This is a genomic window from Streptomyces sp. NPDC046727 (assembly GCF_040645635.1).
GTDB lineage: Bacteria > Actinomycetota > Actinomycetes > Streptomycetales > Streptomycetaceae > Streptomyces.
Genome location: NZ_JBEYYR010000018.1, coordinates 50,762 through 69,537 on the forward strand (window position 1 = coordinate 50,762; position 18,776 = coordinate 69,537).

Genomic DNA, 18,776 nt, shown 5'->3' on the forward strand with positions numbered 1-18,776 from the left:
AACGTCGCTCTAAACCAATGGCGGCCGTCGAAGGAGACCAGCCATGCCGATCGAACAGCGCGGCGTCGACACCATCCCCGACGAGGAACGGACCAGTGGTCCGCGTGACCTCGTGTCGATCCTGCTCGGCTCCAACCTCTGCCTCGGGGTGATCATCTTCGGCTGGCTGCCGCCGTCCTTCGGGCTCGGCTGGTGGGCGTCGGTGAGCGCGATCGTGGCCGGCACGGTGATCGGCACGCTCTTCACGGCCCCGCTGGCGCTGGTCTCCCTGCGCACCGCGACCAACCTGTCCACCTCCTCCGGCGCCCAGTTCGGCGTGCGGGGCCGGCTGGTCGGCTCGGTCGTCGGACTGCTGCTCGCCCTCGGCTACACCGCGCTGACGGTGTGGATCGGCGGGGACGTGATGCTGATGGTCCTCGGCCGGCTCTTCGGGGTGCCGGCGGACGGGGTGTCGTACGCCCTCGTCTACGCGGTGCTCGCCGCGGCGACCGTCGCGGGCGCGGTCTACGGCTACCGGGTGCTGCTCGCCATGTCCCGGGTGCTGGCCATCGGCATGACGGCCCTGCTGCTCCTCGGCGTCCTCGCCTACGCCCCGCACTTCACCACCGGCGCGCTGCCGGAGGCGGGCGGCTGTCTGCTGGGCTCGTTCTGGCCCACCTGGTTCCTGGCGGCGGTGGCGGCAGGCCTGTCCGGCCCCATCGCCTTCATCACGCTGCTCGGCGACTACACCCGCTACATCTCGCCGGCCCGCCACTCCTCGCGCCGCGTGCTGCACGCCACCTGGCTCGGCCTGATCCTCGGCCTGCTGGTCCCCCAGCTGTTCGGCACCTTCACGGCGTACGCGGCCCGCGCGGCCACCGACTACGCGGGCCCGCTGGTGTCCGCCTCCCCCACCTGGTACCTGGTCCCGCTGCTCCTGTCGGCCTCGGCCGGCTCGGTCGGCAACGCGGGCCTGATGCTGTACTCCATGGGCCTGGACCTGGACGCGATCCTGCCCCGCGCCTCCCGCGCCCGCGCCACCCACACGGTCGCCGTCGTGGCCACGGCCTGCGTCTTCGCCGGCCACTACGCCTGGAACGCGCAGTCGGCGATGACGTCCTTCGTCCTGCTGCTCACCGCCATCGGCACGCCGTGGGCGGTCATCACCCTCATCGGCTTCGCCCGCTGTCGCGGGGTGTACGACCCCGACGCCCTCCAGGTCTTCAACCGCCGCTCGCGGGGCGGGATCTACTGGTACCGGGCGGGCTGGAACGTGCGGGCCACCGTCGCCTGGGCGGCCGGCGCCCTGACCGGCCTGCTGGCGGTGTCCCTGCCGTCGTACGAGGGCCCGCTGCTGCGCCTGACGGGCGGCGTGGATTGCAGCTTCCTGCTGTCGGGGGCGGTCGGCGGGGCGGTGTACCTGCTGCTGACGCTCGCCGAGGGGGCGCGGGGAACTGCGCGACAAGCCCCGACGGACCCGCAGGCGATCGACGGCCTGTCACGCAGTTCCCGCTGAGCCGTCAGCCGACCCGGTGCATCCAGCCGTGCTTGTCCTCGGTCATCCCCCGCTGGACGCTCAGCAGAGCCTCCCGCAGCCGCAGGGTGACCGGCCCCGGCGTGCCGTCGCCGTGGGACCAGCCGTCCGTCTTGGTCTTGACGTGGCCGATGGGCGTGACCACCGCGGCGGTGCCGCAGGCGAAGACCTCGGTCAGCGCACCGGACGCGGCGTCCTCGCGCCACTGCTGGAGGGTGACCGTGCCCTCCTCGGCGGTGTAGCCGAGGTCGCGGGCGACCTGGAGGAGGGAGTCGCGGGTGATGCCCTCCAGGATGGAGCCGGTGAGCGACGGGGTGACGATCCGGTCGCCGTAGACGAAGGCGACGTTCATGCTGCCGCTCTCCTCGACCTTGGTGCGGGTGACCGCGTCGAGGTAGACGACCTGGTCGCAGCCGTGCGCGGCGGCCTCGGCCTGCGGGAGCAGGGAGGCGGCGTAGTTGCCGCCGGTCTTGGCGTCGCCGGTGCCGCCCGGGACGGCGCGGACGTGGTCCTCGGCGACCCAGATGGTGACCGGCTTCACGCCGCCGGCGAAGTAGGCGCCGGACGGGGAGGCGATCAGCATGAACAGGTACTCGTTCGCCGGGTGCACGCCGAGCGCGGCCTCGGTCGCGAACATGAACGGCCGCAGGTACAGGGACGCCTCGCCGCCGTGCGGCGGGACCCAGTCGGCGTCCTGGGCGAGCAGCGCGTCCAGCGCCGCGATGAACAGCTCCTCGGGCAGCTCGGCCATGGCCATGCGGCGGGCGGAGTTGCGGAACCGGCGGGCGTTGGCCTCGGGGCGGAACAGCGCGATCGAGCCGTCGGGCTGGCGGTAGGCCTTCAGGCCCTCGAAGATCTCCTGGCCGTAGTGCAGGACGTGGGTGGAGGGGTCGATCGAGATCGGGCCGTACGGGACGAGCTGGGCGTCGTGCCAGCCGCGGCCCTCGGTCCACTTGATCGTCACCATGTGGTCGGTGAAGTGGCGGCCGAACCCGGGGTTGGCCAGGATCGCCTCCCGCTCGCTGGCAGCGAGCGGGCTGGCGGAGGGCTTGAGCTCGATCGTGGGCGTCGTCATGTGTTGTCCTTCACCGGTTGTAGTGACGAGCCGCGCTCACGCCTGTACTGCCGGTCGTCGGTGCTAGGACGTCCGAGCATTCCCTCATATCGCGGCTCCGCGTTCGATTATCGCGCGCGGGGCTGCGAGGGAAGGAAACGGGGTGAAGCGGCCCAGGGTTGATGGTGGCACCCGGCGAAGCACAGGAAAAGCCGCCGGGTGCGGTTGCGACCCGGCGGCTGGGTGGAGCGCGGCGGGTCAGCCGGCTACGCGTACGGCGAGCGCGTCGCCGATCCGGGAGGTGCTCCGGGCGGGCTGTCCGGCCCGCTCGGTGAGGTCGGCGGCGACCGCCGCGTCGATGCGGTCGGCCTCGGTGTCGTAGCCGAGGTGGCGCAGCAGCAGGGCGACGGACAGGACGGTGGCGGTGGGGTCGGCCTTGCCCTGGCCGGCGATGTCCGGGGCCGAGCCGTGGACCGGCTCGAACATGGACGGGAACTCGCGGCTGGGGTTGATGTTCCCGGAGGCGGCCACGCCGATGCCGCCGGAGACGGCCGCGGCGAGGTCGGTGATGATGTCGCCGAAGAGGTTGTCGGTGACGATGACGTCGAAGCGGCCGGGGTCGGTGACGAGGTAGATCGTCGCCGCGTCCACGTGGATGTAGTCGGTGGTGACCTCGGGGAACTCCTGGGCCACCTTGTTGAAGACGTTCGTCCACAGGTGCCCGGCGAAGGCCAGCACGTTGTTCTTGTGGACCAGCGTGAGCCTCTTGCGCGGGCGGGCCTGGGCACGGGCGAAGGCGTCACGGACGACGCGCTCGACACCGAAGGCCGTGTTCACGGACACCTCGGTGGCGACCTCGTGCTCGGTGCCCTTGCGGATCGTGCCGCCGTTGCCGGTGTAGGGGCCCTCGGTGCCCTCGCGGACGACGACGAAGTCGATCTCCGGCTGGCCGGCGAGCGGGGTGGCGACACCCGGGAGCAGCTTCGACGGGCGCAGGTTGACGTGGTGGTCGAAGGCGAAGCGGAGCTTGAGCAGGAAGCCGCGCTCCAGGACGCCGGACGGCACCGACGGGTCGCCGATCGCGCCGAGCAGGATGGCGTCGTGCTGCTTGAGCTGCTCCAGGTCGGCCTCGGTGAGGGTCTCACCGGTGGCGTGGTAGCGCCTGGCGCCGAAGTCGTACTCCTTGGTCTCCAGCTTCACATCCTGCGGGAGGACGGCGGAGAGGACCTTGAGGCCTTCGGCCACGACCTCCTGGCCGATGCCGTCACCGGGGATCACTGCGAGATTGATGCTGCGAGACATGCGGGCACCCTACTCCTCGTCCCATGGGATGACACACCCTGTCCGCGATACGGACACCCGGACGGGTCTGGGGTGTCCTCCCGTCGGCTGGCGTTCACCCGTACGTGGCAAGGGTGTTGGGCCTCCGTGGAAGGTTCCCCCGTATGGAGACCCCTGACGTCGGCATTCCGCGCCCGCTCGCCGAGCGGCTGAGCATGGCCGAGCAGTACGAGTACCTGCGCAGTCGCATGGTGCGCCGGCGCACGCTGGTGACGGCGGGCGCGGTGGCGGGCGGTCTGCTGACCGGCTGCGGGACCGCGTCCGACGCACGGCCGGGCGCGACCGGCTCGCGGGCGCCCGCCTCCGCCACCTCGCGGGCGCCGGGCTCGGTGGTCCGCCCGTTCGGCCGGCATCTCGCCTTCGGCGCCGATCCCCGGACGCAGATGCGGATCTCCTGGCAGGTGCCGTTCGCGGTACGGCGGCCGTACGTGCGCGTCGGTCTGCGCCCCGACGACCTCGGGCGGCGCGTCGCGGCCGAGGTGCGCCCGCTGCACACGCCCGGGGTGGCGGGGGTGCGGCCCGCGCTGGAGCAGTACTACGTGCACGCGGCCGTGGACGGGCTCACGCCCGGCACGACGTACTACTACGGCGTCGGGCACGACGGCTGGGACCCCGCCGCCGCCGCGCACCGCGCGGCCACCGCCTCCTTCCGCACGGCGCCCGCGCGTCCGGAGCGGTTCGTGTTCACGGCCTTCGGCGACCAGGGCGTGGGCCGGGCCGCGCACGCCAGCGACGATCTGATGCTGCGCCAGAAGCCCGCCTTCCATCTGCACGCCGGCGACATCTGCTACGCGGACGCGAACGGCACGGGCCGGCCGTCGGACGGCTACGACCCTGCCTTCTGGGACCTGTTCCTGAAGCAGAACGAGCCGGTCGCGAGGTCCGTGCCGTGGATGGTGACGACCGGCAACCACGACATGGAGGCCTGGTACTCGCCGGACGGCTACGGCGGCCAGCTGGCCCGGTTCTCCCTGCCGGAGACCGGCTTCGACCCGCACGGCACGCCGGGCGCGTACGCGTTCACCTACGGCAACGCGGGCTTCGTCGCGCTGGACGCCAACGACGTGTCGTACGAGATCACCGCCAACCTCGGGCACAGCGGCGGCCGGCAGACGGCCTGGCTGGACCGGACGCTGCGCCGGCTGCGCGCCGCCGACGGCGTCGACTTCGTGGTGGTCTTCTTCCACCACTGCGCCTACTCCACCTCGCAGCACGCCTCGGACGGGGGTGTGCGCCGGGAGTGGCTGCCGCTGTTCGCGAAGCACCGGGTGGACCTGGTGATCAACGGGCACAACCACGTGTACGAGCGCACGGACGCGATCAGGTCCGGGAAGGTCGGCCGGGCGGTGCCCGTCGGCGGCTCCACCGACCCCGCCCGGGACGGCACCGTGTACGTCACGGCGGGTGGCGGCGGCCGGGATCTGTACGGCTTCCCGTCGGGCGTCGCGGACAGCTACGAGGGGCACGTCACCCGGCACGAGGCGGTGAAGACCTTCGCCTGGACGAAGGGCGGGGACCGCGCGCCGGAGACGGCCGAGTGGTCCCGGGTCCGCTACACCGGCTTCTCGCTGCTCTCGGTGGAGGTGCGGGCGGGCGCGTCACCACGGCTCGCGGTGTCGGCGCTGGCCCAGGACGGGCGGCGGATCGACCACTTCGAGGTGCGGCGCGGCGGGTGAGGCCGCGCCGCACCCCGGGGGAGTGCGGCTCCCGGTCGGTGGTCCGGCTCAGTGGCCGGTCGCGCCGCCGTTGTCCCGGCGGTCCAGGGCGCGCTGGAGGGCGGCGGCGGCGTTCTTGCGGTCGGACTCGCTCGTGCGGGACACGTGGCGGACTCGGCGGCGGACGGTCGTCTCGGCCATGGAAATCGACTCCTTCGGCAAACCGGAGTGCGGCAAGGGGGGTTACGAGACGCCGGAGGGCGGGGAGCGGTGCCGCAGGGGTTGCCTGCACGGGGCCCGGCTCACGACCGCCATTCGCTTGGTCGAGCGAGACGTTCGGCTCCTACAAAGTTAAGGGAGCGGGCCGCGCCTGTCTCCACAATTACTCGGACTTCCTACTATCTGAGACGGTGGACTCAGTCACACCGCCGTGACCTGCGCTTTCGCCGTACGCGGGTGGAGGGAGCGCAGCTCCCGGACGAGCGCCCGAACGGCGGATGTCGCGGCCAGTTCCGGGGTGGTGACGTAGCCGACGGAACGGTGCGGCCGCTGCGGTCCGAGGTCGGTGACGGCCACGGAGGGCGGGGCCCCGGTGAGGGAGAGCGCGGGCATGACCGCCATGCCGAGACCGCTGCCCACCATCGACAGCACCGCCCCGTCGTCCTCGGCGCGGACGGTCGCGGCCGGGATCCAGTCCTGGGCGGCCCACCAGTCACGGGTGTAGGAGCCGCAGTTCTCCGTCCAGTCGACCAGCGGGAGGGAGCGCGGGGCCGGGTGTCCGGCCGGGTGGACCAGGGAGTACGGCTCCTCCAGCAGCACGTCGCCGACCAGCCCGGCGGGCAGCGGCGAGCCGCCGCCGAGGGTGGCGATGCCGAGGTCGGCCCGCCCCTCGGCGACCTCGCCCGCGGTGCCGGGGCCCAGCTCCCGTACGACGGTGACGCTCACCTCGATGCCCGGGTGCCGTAGCGCGAGCCGCTCCAGGACGGGCGGCAGCAGATACAGGGCCGCGCTGCGGAAGGCGGCGACACGCAGCGCTCCGGTGGCCTCGCCGGTGCCCGCGCCCCGGGCGTCGGCGGCCAGCGCCTGGAGCATCCGCAGCACGCGCCGCGCATGGGCCGCCGCCCGCTCCCCGGCGGGTGTCGGCCGGGCACCGAACCGGCCGCGCTCGAAGAGGACGACGCCCAGCTTGCGCTCGATGCCGCGCACGGCGTGGGACACGGCGGACTGAGTGGCCCCGAGCCGGGCGGCCGCCGCCGAGAAGCCGCCCTCGTCGGCCACGGCGACCAGGATCCTCAGCTCCTGCGGGGCAAGGTCAGTTGCTGTCACCGGGGGCTCCCGCCTGCGTCTATGAGGGCGGCTCATGGATCACCGCGTTCCATGAGCGCAACCCTCTGCCCGGCCCCGGCATTCCTTCCTACGGTCCCCTGTCATGACCGAGACCGCGCTCACCGTGCAGCAGACCGCCCGCCCGACCGGCTTCCCGACTGCCAGCCACTTCCGCTTCGTCGAGTCCCCCGTCCCCGAACCGGCCCCGGGTACGGCCCTGCTGGAGAACCTGTACTGGTCCGTGGACCCCTACCACCGCGAAATGATGGACGGCGACTTCGAGTTGAACGCCCCGCTGGAGGGCCGCACCCTGGGCCGGGTCGTCGCCTCCCGCACCCCGGCGCTCCCCGAGGGCGAGATCGTCTTCCACCGGCAGGGCTGGCGCACGCACTCCGTGGTCCACCCCGAGGAGGTCAGACGACTCCCCCACCACGCGGGCGTGCCGCTGTCGGCGTACCTCGGCGTGCTGGGCGGCACGGGCCTGACCGCCTACGTCGGCCTCACTCGGATCGCCGGGCTGCGCGAGGGCGACGACGTGTTCGTCTCCGGCGCGGCGGGCGGGGTCGGCACGGCCACCGGCCGCTTCGCCCGGCTGCTGGGCGCGGGCCGGCTGATCGGCAGCGCGGGCTCACCGGAGAAGGTGAAGTACCTGACGGAGCAGGTCGGTTACGACGCGGCCTTCGACTACCACTCCGCCCCGGTCGCCGAACTCCTCACCGCGGCCGCCCCCGACGGCATCGACCTGTTCGTCGACAACGTCGGCGGCGACCACCTCGGCGCGGCGATCGGCGCGCTGCGGGAGCGGGGCCGGGTGGTGCGGATCGGCACGATCAGCCAGTACAACACCCCGGACGCGCCGCCGGTCATCTTCGACCACGCGGATGTCGTGGAGAAGAGCCTGTGCATCGAGGGCTTCCTGGTGAGCGGCCACCGGGACGCGCAGGAGGAGCTGTACGACTTCGCCGTACCGCATCTGCGCAGCGGGGCGCTCGCGCCGGACGAGACGGTGGTCGACGGGTTCGAGCTGATCGTGGAGGCGTTCCTGCTGATGCTGCGGGGCGGCAACACGGGGAAGATCCTGATCCGCAAGGCGTGACACACCGGCAGGTGACATACCGTCAGGCGACGTGCCCGTCACGCCAGTCGAGGACGAGCGCATGTGCCGGGTCCGGGGGTCCGGCGAGCGCGGGCCTGATGTACACGCCCCCTTCCTCCTCCGGGAGCCGGACGATCCCGTCCGGCGAGAGGGCGCACACCTGCCCGCTCCACTGCTGCCAGCCGCGGGCCGTGTACAGCGGGGCACCGTCCTCGCTCGCGGAGAGCGCGCCGAGGTCGTAGGCCCGGTCGACGATCCGCTCCAGGGCCCCCATCACCCGCCCACCGAGCCCGGTCCGGCGCAGATCGGCCCGTACGGCGACGGCCTCCACGTATCCGGTGCGCAGCCAGCGCCCCCGGTGCCGTATCCGCCGCATCACGACCGAGCCGTGCGCGGCGAGCCCGGCATCGTCGTGGACGAGGGCGTGCATGCCACCGAGGCCGTGGTCCCAGTCCTCGTCACCGAAGCCCCCGTCGAACGCCTCGTCGAGGAGGGCGCGGGCGGCACGGAGGTCGGCGAGGTCGAGGTCGGCGGTGTGGGCGGTGCGCAGGGGAAGGGTCACGGACCAAGCATCCCCAGCCCGAGCGCCTCCCGGAAGCCCTTCGGGTCCTCCGCCCACGCCGTCGTACCGAGTGCTCTCAGCTGCGCAAGGTGGCACGCAGGCGCAGGCCGACAGTGGCGAGACCTCCGAAGGTGGCGACCTGGTAGGCGGGTTCCGGTCCGGGCGGTTCGCTCAAGTGGTAGCAGCGGGCGGTCTGCGCGGTCAGGAGCGTCAGCATCGCCATGGCCAGAGCGGCTCCCTCGCAGCCGTGCGGCCCGGTACCGAAGGGGAGGAAGACCCCGGGTTCCGCCGACGAGTCCGAGTCATCGAGCCAGCGCTCGGGCCGGAACCGGTCCGGCTCGGAGTGTTCCCGTGCGTCGCGGTGGGCGGTGTAGAGGCAGACGAGCACGGTGGACCCGGCGTCGATGGTGTAGTCGGCGAGCTGGGTCTGTCGCGTGGCGCGCCGGGTCAGCAACCAGCTCGGGGGGTGCAGTCGGAGCACCTCGCGTACCACTGCCTGGGTGTATCGCAGGCTGTCGAGGTGGGCACTGGTCGTCGCGGCCGGGTCCGCGGGAAGCAAGGCGGCTTCGGCCGCGACGCGGCCCGCTGCCTCGGGGTACCGGGCCAGGTGGAGCAGGATCCAGCCGGCTGCCCGGGTAGGCGTCTCGAAGGTGGCGACGGTGATGCCGGGGAGGGTGTCGAGGACGGCCTCTTCCGGCAGCAGGCCGTAGCGGGAGGAGGGCCGGAGTATCTGTCCCAGCATGTCGTCCCCGAGCCGGCCCGATGAACGGCGCCGGTGGACGATGGGCCGCAAAGCGTCGGTGAAGGCGACTTGCTGCCGTGTGCGGAACCGCCGTGCCGGTGTGGGGATCCAGTGCGGCCATACCCAGCGCGTGGGGCGTACGAGCACCTCCCGGGCCAGGAAGAGCTGTGCGGCGAGGGGCAGCAGGGTGGGAGCGTCCTCGGAGAAGAGGTAGCGCACGCCGATCTCTGCCAGGGCGTGCCGGACCGGGGGCAGAATCTCGATGTCCTGGCCCGTGGGCCACTGATCGGCGAATCGAGCGGCCCCGGGCGCGATCTCGCCGATCCGGGCCGCGACCGCCTGGGCGCGTAGTCCGCGCATGCGGGCGGCGTGAGCGTGTGCACGCTCCTCAGGTGTCGGTGCTCTGCTCGACCGCTTCAACGGCGGGAAGAGAGGCGAGGGCACCTTGGGGAAGTCCTGAGCGCTGCGCAGGACCGCTTCACACGGCCCGGCCGCAGCGGCTACGTAGACACCCGGCTCCAGCTGCCAGACGTCCCCGCACTCCTCGGCGCCACGGCGCGCCACTGCCAGCCGGTCGCGGCTCCAGGCCGCGAAGCTGCCTTCGGGCAGCCGTGGCGGCTCGTTCGTTCGGCCCATGAGATCGTCCCGGGAGCCGGCGGGCGCCCGGGGGCGCTCGCCGGTAATGCGGTCAGGCCCAGTCGTCGCCGGCTTACGCGGTCCAGTCGTGTTCCCCGTACGCACCGTAGTGGCGGGTGAAGGACAGCTTGCCGAGCAGCTTGGCGATCATGACGTACCCCTCTCGCCTGTCTGGCACTCCCAGCCGAGGACTTTCGGCAAAGAAGTTCCCGCCAGCACCAAATGCCACGCGTTCCATGTTGCCACATATGCCACATTCGGAGGGTAAGCCGCAGGTATGGACATACGGTTGAATTGGAAACGGGCCGGGAAGCCTGCTCGGATGTCAGGCTTCCCGGCCCGTCGCTCGGGGGGCTGAGGGTCAGCCCATGTGCGGGTACGCGTAGTCGGTCGGCGCGACCAGCGTCTCCTTGATGGCGCGGGTCAGGGTCCAGCGCAGCAGGTTCTGCGGGGCGCCGGCCTTGTCGTTGGTACCGGAGGCACGGCCGCCGCCGAAGGGCTGCTGGCCGACGACGGCGCCGGTCGACTTGTCGTTGATGTAGAAGTTGCCGGCCGCGTAGCGCAGCTTCTCCATCGTGTACGCCGCCGCGGCGCGGTCGTTGGAGATGACCGAGCCGGTCAGGGCGTAGTCGGAGACCGACTCCATCTGCTCCAGCATCTCGTCGTACTTGTCGTCCTCGTAGACGTACACGCCGAGGACCGGACCGAAGTACTCGGTGCGGAAGATCTCGTTCTCCGGGTCGGTGGAGACGATGACGGTCGGGCGGACGAAGTAGCCGACCGAGTCGTCGTACGTGCCGCCCGCGACGATCGTGCAGGTCGGGTCCTGCTTGGCGCGGTCGATCGCGGCCTTGTTCTTGGCGAAGGCACGGTCGTCGATCACGGCGCCGATGAAGTTCGACAGGTCGGTGACGTCACCCATGGTCAGGTAGTCGACCTCGGCCGCGAACTCCTCCTTGAAGCCCGAGTTCCAGATGGAGGCCGGGATGTAGGCGCGGGAGGTGGCGCTGCACTTCTGGCCCTGGTACTCGAAGGCACCGCGGGTCAGGGCGGTCTTCAGGACGGCGCGGTCGGCGCTGGGGTGGGCGACCAGGAAGTCCTTGCCGCCGGTCTCGCCGACCAGGCGCGGGTAGGAGCGGTACTTCTCGATGTTGGTGCCGACCGTCTTCCACAGGTACTGGAAGGTCTTGGTCGAACCGGTGAAGTGGATGCCGGCGAGGTCGCGGTGCTCGAGGGCGACCTTGGAGACCTCGATGCCGTCGCCGGTGACGAGGTTGATGACGCCCTTGGGCAGACCGGCCTCCTCCAGCAGCTGCATGAGCAGCACGGCGGCGTGGGTCTGGGTCGGGGACGGCTTCCACACCACGACGTTGCCCATCAGCGCGGGCGCGGTGGGCAGGTTGCCCGCGATGGCGCTGAAGTTGAACGGCGTGATCGCGTAGACGAAGCCCTCCAGCGGGCGGTGGTCCAGGCGGTTCCACACGCCCGGGGAGTTCGCCGGGGGCTGCTCGGCCAGGATCTGGCGGGCGTAGTGGACGTTGAAGCGCCAGAAGTCGACCAGCTCGCAGGGGGTGTCGATCTCGGCCTGCTGGGCGGTCTTGGACTGGCCCAGCATGGTGGAGGCGGCGATCGTCTCGCGCCAGGGGCCGGCCAGCAGCTCGGCGGCGCGCAGGATGATCGCGGCGCGGTCGTCGAAGGACATCGCGCGCCAGGCCGGCGCGGCGGCCAGGGCCGCGTCGATGGCGTCCTGGGCGTCCGCCTGCGTGGCGTTGCGCAGGGTGCCGATGACGGCCTTGTGGTTGTGCGGCTGGACCACCTGGATGGTCTCGCCGCCGCCCATCCGCCGCTCGCCGCCGATGGTCATCGGCAGGTCGATCGGGTTCTCGGCCAGCTCCTTGAGCTTGACCTCCAGCCGGGCGCGCTCGGGCGAGCCGGGGGCGTAGCCGTGCACCGGCTCGTTGACGGGGGTGGGGACCTGGGTCACAGCGTCCATGAGATCCGTAACTCCTTGATCTTGAGCGGGTGTTCGGGTTCAGCCCTTGCTGACCATCGACCGGAGGAAGAAGCGCAGGTTCGCCGGCTTCTCCGCGAGACGGCGCATGAAGTAGCCGTACCAGTCGGTGCCGTAGGCGGTGTAGACGCGCATGCGGTGGCCCTCGGCGGCCAGCCGCAGGTGCTCCTCGCCGCGGATGCCGTAGAGCATCTGGAACTCGTACTCGTCGAGCTTACGACCGGCCTTGTGGGCCAGCTCCTGTGCGATGGCTATCAGGCGCGGGTCGTGGGACCCGATCATCGGGTAGCCCTCGCCCTCCATCAGCGTCTTCAGGATGCGCACGTAGGCCTTGTCGATCTCGTGCTTCTGCTGGTAGGCGACCTCGGCAGGCTCCTTGTAGGCGCCCTTGACCAGGCGGACGCGGCTGCCGGACTCCGCGAGGCGCCGGGCGTCGGCCTCGGTGCGGAAGAGGTAGGCCTGGATGACGCAGCCGGTCTGCGGGAAGTCCTTCCGCAGCTCCTCGTGGATGGCGAATATCGAGTCGAGGGTGGTGTGGTCCTCGGCGTCCAGCGTCACGGTCGTACCGATGGCGGCGGCGGCCTCGACGACCGGGCGGACGTTGGCGAGCGCCAGCTCGTGGCCGCCGTCCAGCGCCTGGCCGAACATCGACAGCTTGACCGACATCTCGACCCGCTCGCCGAGCTCCAGCTCCTTGAGGTGGTCGATCAGCGCCAGGTAGGCGTCGCGGGCGTGGGTGGCCTGCTCGGGGGTGGTGATGTCCTCGCCGACGACGTCCATCGTCAGCTCCAGGCCCTTGGCCGTCAGGTCCTTGATGATCGGGACGATGTCGGCCACGGTCTCGCCGGGGATGAAGCGGTCGACGACCTGCTTGGTCACCGGGGCCGCCGAGATCAGGCGTCGCATCCGGTCGCTGCGCGACGCGGCGAGAATCACGGGACCCAGCACGGGGCACCTCCACAACAAGACCAGAAGTAGGCCGAAACCCGGATGTTCGGGTACGGCACGGAGAACCACCGTGAAACCTAAGGATCTCTCCGATGCTCGGCCATCGACAGCTGTCACGCATCCGTGCACGGGATCTCAGACAGATGTATGAAGGCGGCCTGGGAATGGGGGAGAATGCCCGGGTGGCGGCCGATTCTGGATCCTTCAAAGGCATGGGTGACTACCAGGAGCTGGTGGACGAGATCTCGGAGCTGCTGGGCGTTCCGGCGACCCTGGAGAACCGTGACTTCGAGCTGATCGCCTTCGGTGCGTACGACAGCGAGGACGAGCTGGATGCCTCCGCGCTGGACCCGGTGCGCACCCGCTCGATCCTGACCCGGCGCTCCACGGCGAAGGTCCGGGCCTGGTTCGAGGGCTTCGGCATCACGCGCGCCACCGGACCGGTGCGGATCCCGGCGAGCCCCGAGGCCGGCGTCTACCGAGGCCGGATCTGCCTGCCCGTACGCCATCGCGGTGTCGTCCTCGGCTACGTCTGGCTGCTGGAGGGCGAGCCGGGGCCGACGGACTCCCAGCTGGCCGCCGCCATGCGGGTCGCGGGCCGGATCGGCGCGCTGCTCGCGGACGAGGCGGAGGCCGGGGCGGGGCTGAGCCGGGAGCTGCGGGCGGTGCTCACCGCGGAACGCGGCTGGCAGCGGGACATGGCGGTGGCCGACCTGCGCACCGCCCTGGGGCCCCGCGCGGACGGCCCGCACACCCTGGTCTGCGTCGCGCCCTGGCCGTCGCCCGACCCGGACGACGCGCCGTCACCGCGCGCGATCCCGCACGCCACGGCCCTGTGCACGCTGCCGTGGGGGGCGTCGGGCCTGAGTCTGGCGGTGCTGGTACGGCTGCGCACCCCGGACGTGACGGCCCCGGCGGTGGCCGCCGCCACGCGGCTCCTCAAGGAGGCCGAGGAGTCGCGGGGGGTGGCGGCCCGGGGCGCCGGGGCACGGGCGGCGGCTGCCGCGGCGGCCCGGGCCGACGGGGCGGCCGGACTCGCCGCCAGGGCCGCCGGATACGCCGCCGGCGTCGGGGAGCCCCGCACGGGCCTCGCCGAGCTGGGCACCGTGTGGCAGGAGGCGTTCGACGCCGCGCGCGCCGCGCTGGCCGAGCCGCGGTTCGGGCCGGTCGCCCGGTGGGCGCGGATCGGGGCGTACCGGCTGCTGACCGCGCTGCCGCCGGAGGCCGCGCACGACCGGGTGGTCGGCCCGCTCCTCTCCCCCGCCCACCGGGAGCTGGCCCGCACCGCCGAGGTCTATCTCGACCGCGCCGGCCAGGCCGGCCGTACCGCGTCCGAGCTGGGCATCCACCGGCAGACGCTCTACTACCGCCTGTCCCGCGTGGAGCAGCTGACCGGGCTGGACCTGGACGACGGGGAGGACCGGCTGCTGCTGCACATGGCGCTGAAGCGGGCGCGGCTGTGACGGCCTCGCGGATCAGGGTGCGGCGGGCGCCGGGCCGGTGATCGCACCGAGGGCCCGGCGGAGCGTGGTGCCGTCCGCCGGGCGGTCGGGCCAGCGGGCCCCGATGTGGCCGTCCGGGCGGACGAGCAGCGCTCCGTGCGGGCCGAGGCCACAGGCGTCGGCGTGCTCCCCCGAGAGGGCTTCGACGCGCAGCGGCCAGGGGGTGTCGGCGTGCCGCGCCCAGCGGTCGGGGTCCGGGGTGAGCAGGGTGAACCACTCGCCGCAGGTGTCGAGCGTCGAGCGGCCGGGGCCGAGCCAGAGGTGCGGCACACGGCGGCCCGGGTCGGCGGTGGGGACGTAGTCCGTGCCGGTGCCTGGCTCCGGGCCCGGGCTCGCGTCGGTGAGGACGGCGGCGGAGCGGTAGGTGACGCCGAGGACGAGGCCGAGTTGCGCGAAGTACCGCTCGGACCACGGGGCTTCGACCGACGCCGGGGCCGCCTCGCCGGTCCTGAGCTGGTCACGGCGCCGGGCCAGCACGCGCCCCATGAGCCGGGTGTTGGCCACCGCCTGACGGAGCGTGGCATGGGCGACGGGCCGGCGTTCCGGCTCGTAGGTCTCCAGCAGGCCCGGGTCCGCCCAGCCGTGCAGCGCCCCCGCCAGTTTCCAGCACAGGTTGTGCACATCGGCGAGCCCCGCGTTCATGCCGAGGCCGCCGATGATCGGGACCGCGTGCGCGGCATCGCCGGCCAGCAGGACCCGGCCGTGCCGGAGGCGGTCCGCGACGAACGCGTTCATCACCCAGTGCTGGACGCGCAGCACGTCGGCGCGTACGCCGGCGCCGGGGCCGAGGGCGCGTGCGACGATGCCGGACCAGTCGGTGTCCTCGGCGTCCGCGGCGTTCTCGGGCGTGGGCCCGAACCAGGCCCAGCCGCCTTCGGGGTAGAGCGGGGCGAAGGAGCCGTGCGCGGTGAAGTAGACCCCGGCGGGCTGCCGGGCGCACCAGCGGCCGAGGTCCGCGTCGAACACGACGGTGGTGAAGCCGCCCAGCGCGCCCGGCCCGGTGGTGCCGATGCCCAGCAGCTGCCGGACCGTGGAGTTCGCGCCGTCGGCGGCGAGGACGTAGCGGGCCCGGACGCGCGTCTCGGCACCGCTGCCGTGGTCGGCGAGCCGGGCCACGACGGCGTCCGGCTCCTCGGTCAGGCCGACGAGTTCGGTCCCGAACCGCACGGGTGCCCGCGCCGCGCCGAGCAGCGTGGGCTCCAGCCGGTCCTGCGAGGTGACCACGCCGGTCACGGGGCTCTCGGGCACCGGCGCGTGGACCCCGACCATCGCCGCGGTGGCGAAGTCGGGGCCGTGCAGGGTGTCGCGGAAGCGGACCCGGCCCCACTCCGGGGCGAACGCGCGGGCGGTGATCCGGTCGGCGAGTCCGAGCCCGCGGCAGATCTCCATCGAGCGGACGTTGACCAGGCGGGAGCGCGGGAAGGGGGACAGCTCCCGGTGCTTCTCGACCAGCAGCGCCGGCACGCCCCAGCGGGCCAGCAGCGCCCGGGCGGTGAGCCCGACCGGCCCGCCGCCGACGATCAGCACCGGTGCCCCGGCGTCCGCTACGGACGTCTCCACCGGGGTTCCGTGAGCGAGGTCCGGTCCATGGGATCACTCTTCCGCGCCCGGCGACCGGCCGCAAACCGCGCGGCGGCCCGCGCCGGACGCCCTCGCCGCGCCGGACCGGACCGGCTACCCGAGCAGGTCCCCCACCGCCGCGATGCCCTCCGCGATCGTCCGCTCGGGCAGATCGCCGAAGCCCAGGACCAGCCGGGCCGGCCCCGGGGCGGGTACGGCCCGGCAGGCGCTCATGCCGTGGAGCCCGACGCGGCGGGCGCGCGCGGCAGCGATCACGGCGGCCTCGTCCGCCCCGCCGGGCAGCTGCGCCACGGCGTGGAACCCCGCCGCGAGCCCGGTCAGCCGTACCGCCGGGGCGTGCTCGGTGAGGGCGGTGCGCAGGGCCGTGCGGCGGGCCGCGTACCGGGTGCGCATCCGGCGCAGATGGCGGTCGTAGCGGCCGGACTCGATCAGCAGGGCGAGGGCCAGCTGGTCGAGGGTGGGCGTGCCGCGGTCGGCGATCCGCTTCAGCTCGGCCAGCGGCGCGGTCAGCGAGGGCGGGCTGAGCAGCCAGCCGATGCGCAGGGCGGGGGCGAGGGACTTGCTGACCGTGCCGATCGAGATCACCCGGTCCGGGGCGAGGCCCTGGAGCGCGCCGACCGGCTCCCTGTCGTAGCGGAACTCGGCGTCGTAGTCGTCCTCGATGACATAGCCGCCCCGGCGCGCCGCCCACTCCGCGAGGGCACGGCGGCGGTCCGGTGCCAGCACCACGCCCGTGGGCCACTGGTGGGCCGGGGTGACCACCACCGCTCCGGCTCCGGTCGCCGCCAGGGCCCGTACGTCGAGTCCGTCCGCGTCGACCGGGACCGGGACCGGGGTCAGGCCCGCCGCGCGGGCGGCGGCCGTCACGGTGGCCGGCGCGCCGGGGTCCTCGTGGGCGACAGTACGCACCCCGGCGCGGGCCAGGGCCTGCAGGGTGAGGCCGAGGCCCTGCGCATAGCCCGAGACGGCGAGCGTGTGCGCGGGGTCGGCGGCAGCCGCGCGGACCCGGCGCAGATAGGCGGCGACGATCTCGCGCAGCGCCCGGCTGCCGCGCGGGTCGCCGTAGTCGAGGTCCGCGGTCGGCATGGTCCGGGCGGCTTCCCGGACCGCCCACAGCCAGTCGGCGCGCGGGAAGGAGGCCAGGTCGGGCACGCCGTACCGGAAGTCGGCGATCAGGGGCGGGCCGGCGGGCGGCGGCGTATCGGCGGTGCGCGCGGGGTCTGCGGCGGGCGCGCGGGGGGCCACGCGGGTGGCCGAGCCGACGCGGGTGACCAGGTACCCCTCGGCCTGCAGCTGGGCGTAGCAGTCCTGGACCAGGCCGCGGGACAGGCGAAGGCCCCGGGCGAGTTCACGGGAGGAGGGCAGCCGCTCGTCCGGCCGCAGCCGGCCGGTGCGGATCGCGTCGCGCAGCTGCCGTTCCAGCTGGACGCGCAGTTGCTCGCCGCTTCCGCGATCGACGGTCAGCAGCAACTCGGGGGACAGACCGGCCCACTGCACAGGCATGGAATTGGAGCTTACCGGCGGTCCGGTCGCCGCCTAGCGTCGCCGGCATGACGACTTCCGCGAACTCCCGTGCGGGGCAGGCCGGTTCGAGAGCCCGGCCGCCGCTGCTGAGCCGCGCGCTGCTGCTGCGGTTCGTGAGCATGGTCGGCGCGTCGGTGAGCTTCTACCTGCTGCTGTCGACGGTGCCCGCGCAGGCCGGTACGGCCGGCGGGCGCGGCGCCGCGGGCCTCGCCACCGGCGCGCTGATGCTGTCCACGGTGCTCGGTGAACTGCTCGCACCCGGGGTCGTGGCCCGCCACGGCCACCGGGGGCCGCTCATGGCCGGGCTGCTCCTCCTCGGCGCGCCCGCCCTGGCGCTGCCCGCCTCTGCTGGCCTGGCCTGGACCGTCGCGATGTGCCTGGTACGCGGGCTGGGCTTCGCGCTCACGGTCGTCGCGGGCGGCGCCCTGACCGTGTCACTGATCCCGCCGGAGCGCAGGGGCGAGGGGCTCGCGCTCGTCGGCGTGGTCGGCGGCGTCCCGTCCCTCGTCGCCCTGCCCCTCGGTATCTGGCTGACCGACCACGTGAGCTACGGCCCGGTCACCGTCGCGGCGGGCCTGGCGGCCCTGGCGGGGATTCCGTCGGTACCGGGGGTGCGGGGCGAAGTGGCCGCGGGAGAGGGCGGGGCGGCACCTACGGCGCGGAACGAACGGGCCACGGGAGAGGGCGGGTCGGCACCGCCGACGCGGAACGGACCGGCCGCGGGGGAAGGCGGGACGGCGGTGGCGCGGAACGAACCGACTGCGGGCGAAAGCGGGACGGCCACGGCCCGGAGCCAACCGACCCCAGGCCAAGGCGAGGCGGCCATGGAGCCGAGCCAATCGGCCCCAGGCGAAAACGGGACGACGGCGCGGAGCCAGGCGACCGCAGGCCAAGGCGAGACGGCCAAGGCGCCGGGCCAACCGGCCCCGGGCGGAAGCGGGACGGCCACGGCCCGGAGCCAATCGGCCCCGGGCGAAGGCGGGACGGCCACGGCGTCGAGCCAACCGGCCCCGGGCGAAAGCGGGACGGCCACGGCGCCGAACCAACCGGCCCCAGGCGGAAGCGGGACGGCCACGGCGCGGAACGAACCAGCCCCAGGCGAAAACGGGACGACGGCGGCACGGAGCCAACCGACCGCAAGCCAAGGCAGGACGGCCAAGGCGCCGAACCAACCGACCCCAGGCGAAAACGGGACGGCCACGGCGCGGAACGAACCAGCCCCAGGCGAAAACGGGACGACGGCGGCACGGAGCCAACCGACCGCAAGCCAAGGCAGGACGGCCAA

At 73.2% G+C, this 18,776-nt stretch carries 15 protein-coding genes; 5 read left to right on the forward strand and 10 right to left on the reverse strand.

Annotation, left to right across the window (positions count from 1 at the left end):
- Positions 1–43 precede the first annotated feature (43 nt).
- The gene (locus ABZ937_RS22765; RefSeq protein WP_361694577.1) at positions 44–1,495 is read left to right on the forward strand and encodes a cytosine permease; all 1,452 of its coding nucleotides are present in this window, start codon (positions 44–46) and stop codon (positions 1,493–1,495) included.
- Positions 1,496–1,499: 4 nt separating this feature from the next.
- Here the strand turns inward: ABZ937_RS22765 and ABZ937_RS22770 are convergent, their stop codons facing one another.
- Together ABZ937_RS22770 and ABZ937_RS22775 are read right to left on the reverse strand one after the other, a co-directional pair.
- The gene (locus tag ABZ937_RS22770) at positions 1,500–2,588 is read right to left on the reverse strand and encodes a branched-chain amino acid aminotransferase (protein ID WP_361694579.1); all 1,089 of its coding nucleotides are present in this window, start codon (positions 2,586–2,588) and stop codon (positions 1,500–1,502) included.
- Between the two features lie 237 nt (positions 2,589–2,825).
- A complete protein-coding gene (locus ABZ937_RS22775) occupies positions 2,826–3,869 on the reverse strand; it encodes a 3-isopropylmalate dehydrogenase (protein WP_361694581.1) in 1,044 nt (347 codons plus the stop codon).
- A gap of 143 nt (positions 3,870–4,012) precedes the next feature.
- Between ABZ937_RS22775 and ABZ937_RS22780 the strand changes: the two genes are divergently transcribed.
- Positions 4,013–5,584, forward strand: coding sequence for a metallophosphoesterase family protein (locus ABZ937_RS22780; protein WP_361694583.1), 1,572 nt, complete (start codon positions 4,013–4,015; stop codon positions 5,582–5,584).
- A 48-nt stretch (positions 5,585–5,632) separates the two neighbouring features.
- On the opposite strand, the gene ABZ937_RS22785 is transcribed toward ABZ937_RS22780, so the two are convergent.
- Together ABZ937_RS22785 and ABZ937_RS22790 are read right to left on the reverse strand one after the other, a co-directional pair.
- The gene (locus ABZ937_RS22785) at positions 5,633–5,764 is read right to left on the reverse strand and encodes a hypothetical protein (protein ID WP_103782913.1); all 132 of its coding nucleotides are present in this window, start codon (positions 5,762–5,764) and stop codon (positions 5,633–5,635) included.
- 219 nt (positions 5,765–5,983) lie between these two features.
- Positions 5,984–6,889 carry a LysR family transcriptional regulator gene (locus tag ABZ937_RS22790; RefSeq protein ID WP_361694585.1) on the reverse strand — a complete coding sequence of 302 codons (906 nt, stop codon included), beginning with the start codon at positions 6,887–6,889 and terminating at the stop codon, positions 5,984–5,986.
- A gap of 103 nt (positions 6,890–6,992) precedes the next feature.
- Between ABZ937_RS22790 and ABZ937_RS22795 the strand changes: the two genes are divergently transcribed.
- Positions 6,993–7,985 carry an NADP-dependent oxidoreductase gene (locus ABZ937_RS22795; RefSeq protein ID WP_361694587.1) on the forward strand — a complete coding sequence of 331 codons (993 nt, stop codon included), beginning with the start codon at positions 6,993–6,995 and terminating at the stop codon, positions 7,983–7,985.
- A gap of 22 nt (positions 7,986–8,007) precedes the next feature.
- Here ABZ937_RS22795 and ABZ937_RS22800 read toward each other — a convergent pair whose 3' ends face one another.
- The 4 genes from ABZ937_RS22800 to ABZ937_RS22815 all read right to left on the reverse strand — a co-directional run bounded on the left by ABZ937_RS22800 (position 8,008) and on the right by ABZ937_RS22815 (position 12,884).
- Positions 8,008–8,547, reverse strand: coding sequence for a GNAT family N-acetyltransferase (locus tag ABZ937_RS22800; protein WP_361694589.1), 540 nt, complete (start codon positions 8,545–8,547; stop codon positions 8,008–8,010).
- Between the two features lie 76 nt (positions 8,548–8,623).
- Complete coding sequence (locus ABZ937_RS22805) at positions 8,624–9,649, reverse strand: cytochrome P450 (RefSeq protein WP_361694590.1); 1,026 nt, start codon at positions 9,647–9,649, stop codon at positions 8,624–8,626.
- A 637-nt stretch (positions 9,650–10,286) separates the two neighbouring features.
- Entirely contained in the window at positions 10,287–11,918 is a 1,632-nt protein-coding gene (pruA, locus tag ABZ937_RS22810) for an L-glutamate gamma-semialdehyde dehydrogenase (protein ID WP_361694592.1), read from the reverse strand.
- A gap of 39 nt (positions 11,919–11,957) precedes the next feature.
- Complete coding sequence (locus ABZ937_RS22815) at positions 11,958–12,884, reverse strand: proline dehydrogenase family protein (RefSeq protein ID WP_361694594.1); 927 nt, start codon at positions 12,882–12,884, stop codon at positions 11,958–11,960.
- Between the two features lie 164 nt (positions 12,885–13,048).
- Here ABZ937_RS22815 and ABZ937_RS22820 point away from each other — a divergent pair, with 164 nt between their 5' ends.
- On the forward strand, positions 13,049–14,347 hold the full coding sequence (locus ABZ937_RS22820; RefSeq protein WP_361694596.1) for a helix-turn-helix domain-containing protein: 1,299 nt from the start codon (positions 13,049–13,051) through the stop codon (positions 14,345–14,347).
- 12 nt (positions 14,348–14,359) lie between these two features.
- Here ABZ937_RS22820 and ABZ937_RS22825 read toward each other — a convergent pair whose 3' ends face one another.
- A complete protein-coding gene (locus ABZ937_RS22825) occupies positions 14,360–15,946 on the reverse strand; it encodes an FAD-dependent monooxygenase (RefSeq protein ID WP_361694598.1) in 1,587 nt (528 codons plus the stop codon).
- 114 nt (positions 15,947–16,060) lie between these two features.
- The gene (locus tag ABZ937_RS22830) at positions 16,061–17,470 is read right to left on the reverse strand and encodes a PLP-dependent aminotransferase family protein (RefSeq protein WP_361694600.1); all 1,410 of its coding nucleotides are present in this window, start codon (positions 17,468–17,470) and stop codon (positions 16,061–16,063) included.
- A gap of 47 nt (positions 17,471–17,517) precedes the next feature.
- On the opposite strand from ABZ937_RS22830, the gene ABZ937_RS22835 reads away from it, so the two are divergent.
- Positions 17,518–18,776 (forward strand): MFS transporter (locus tag ABZ937_RS22835; protein ID WP_361694602.1); only part of this gene is annotated, 1,259 nt, incomplete at its 3' end.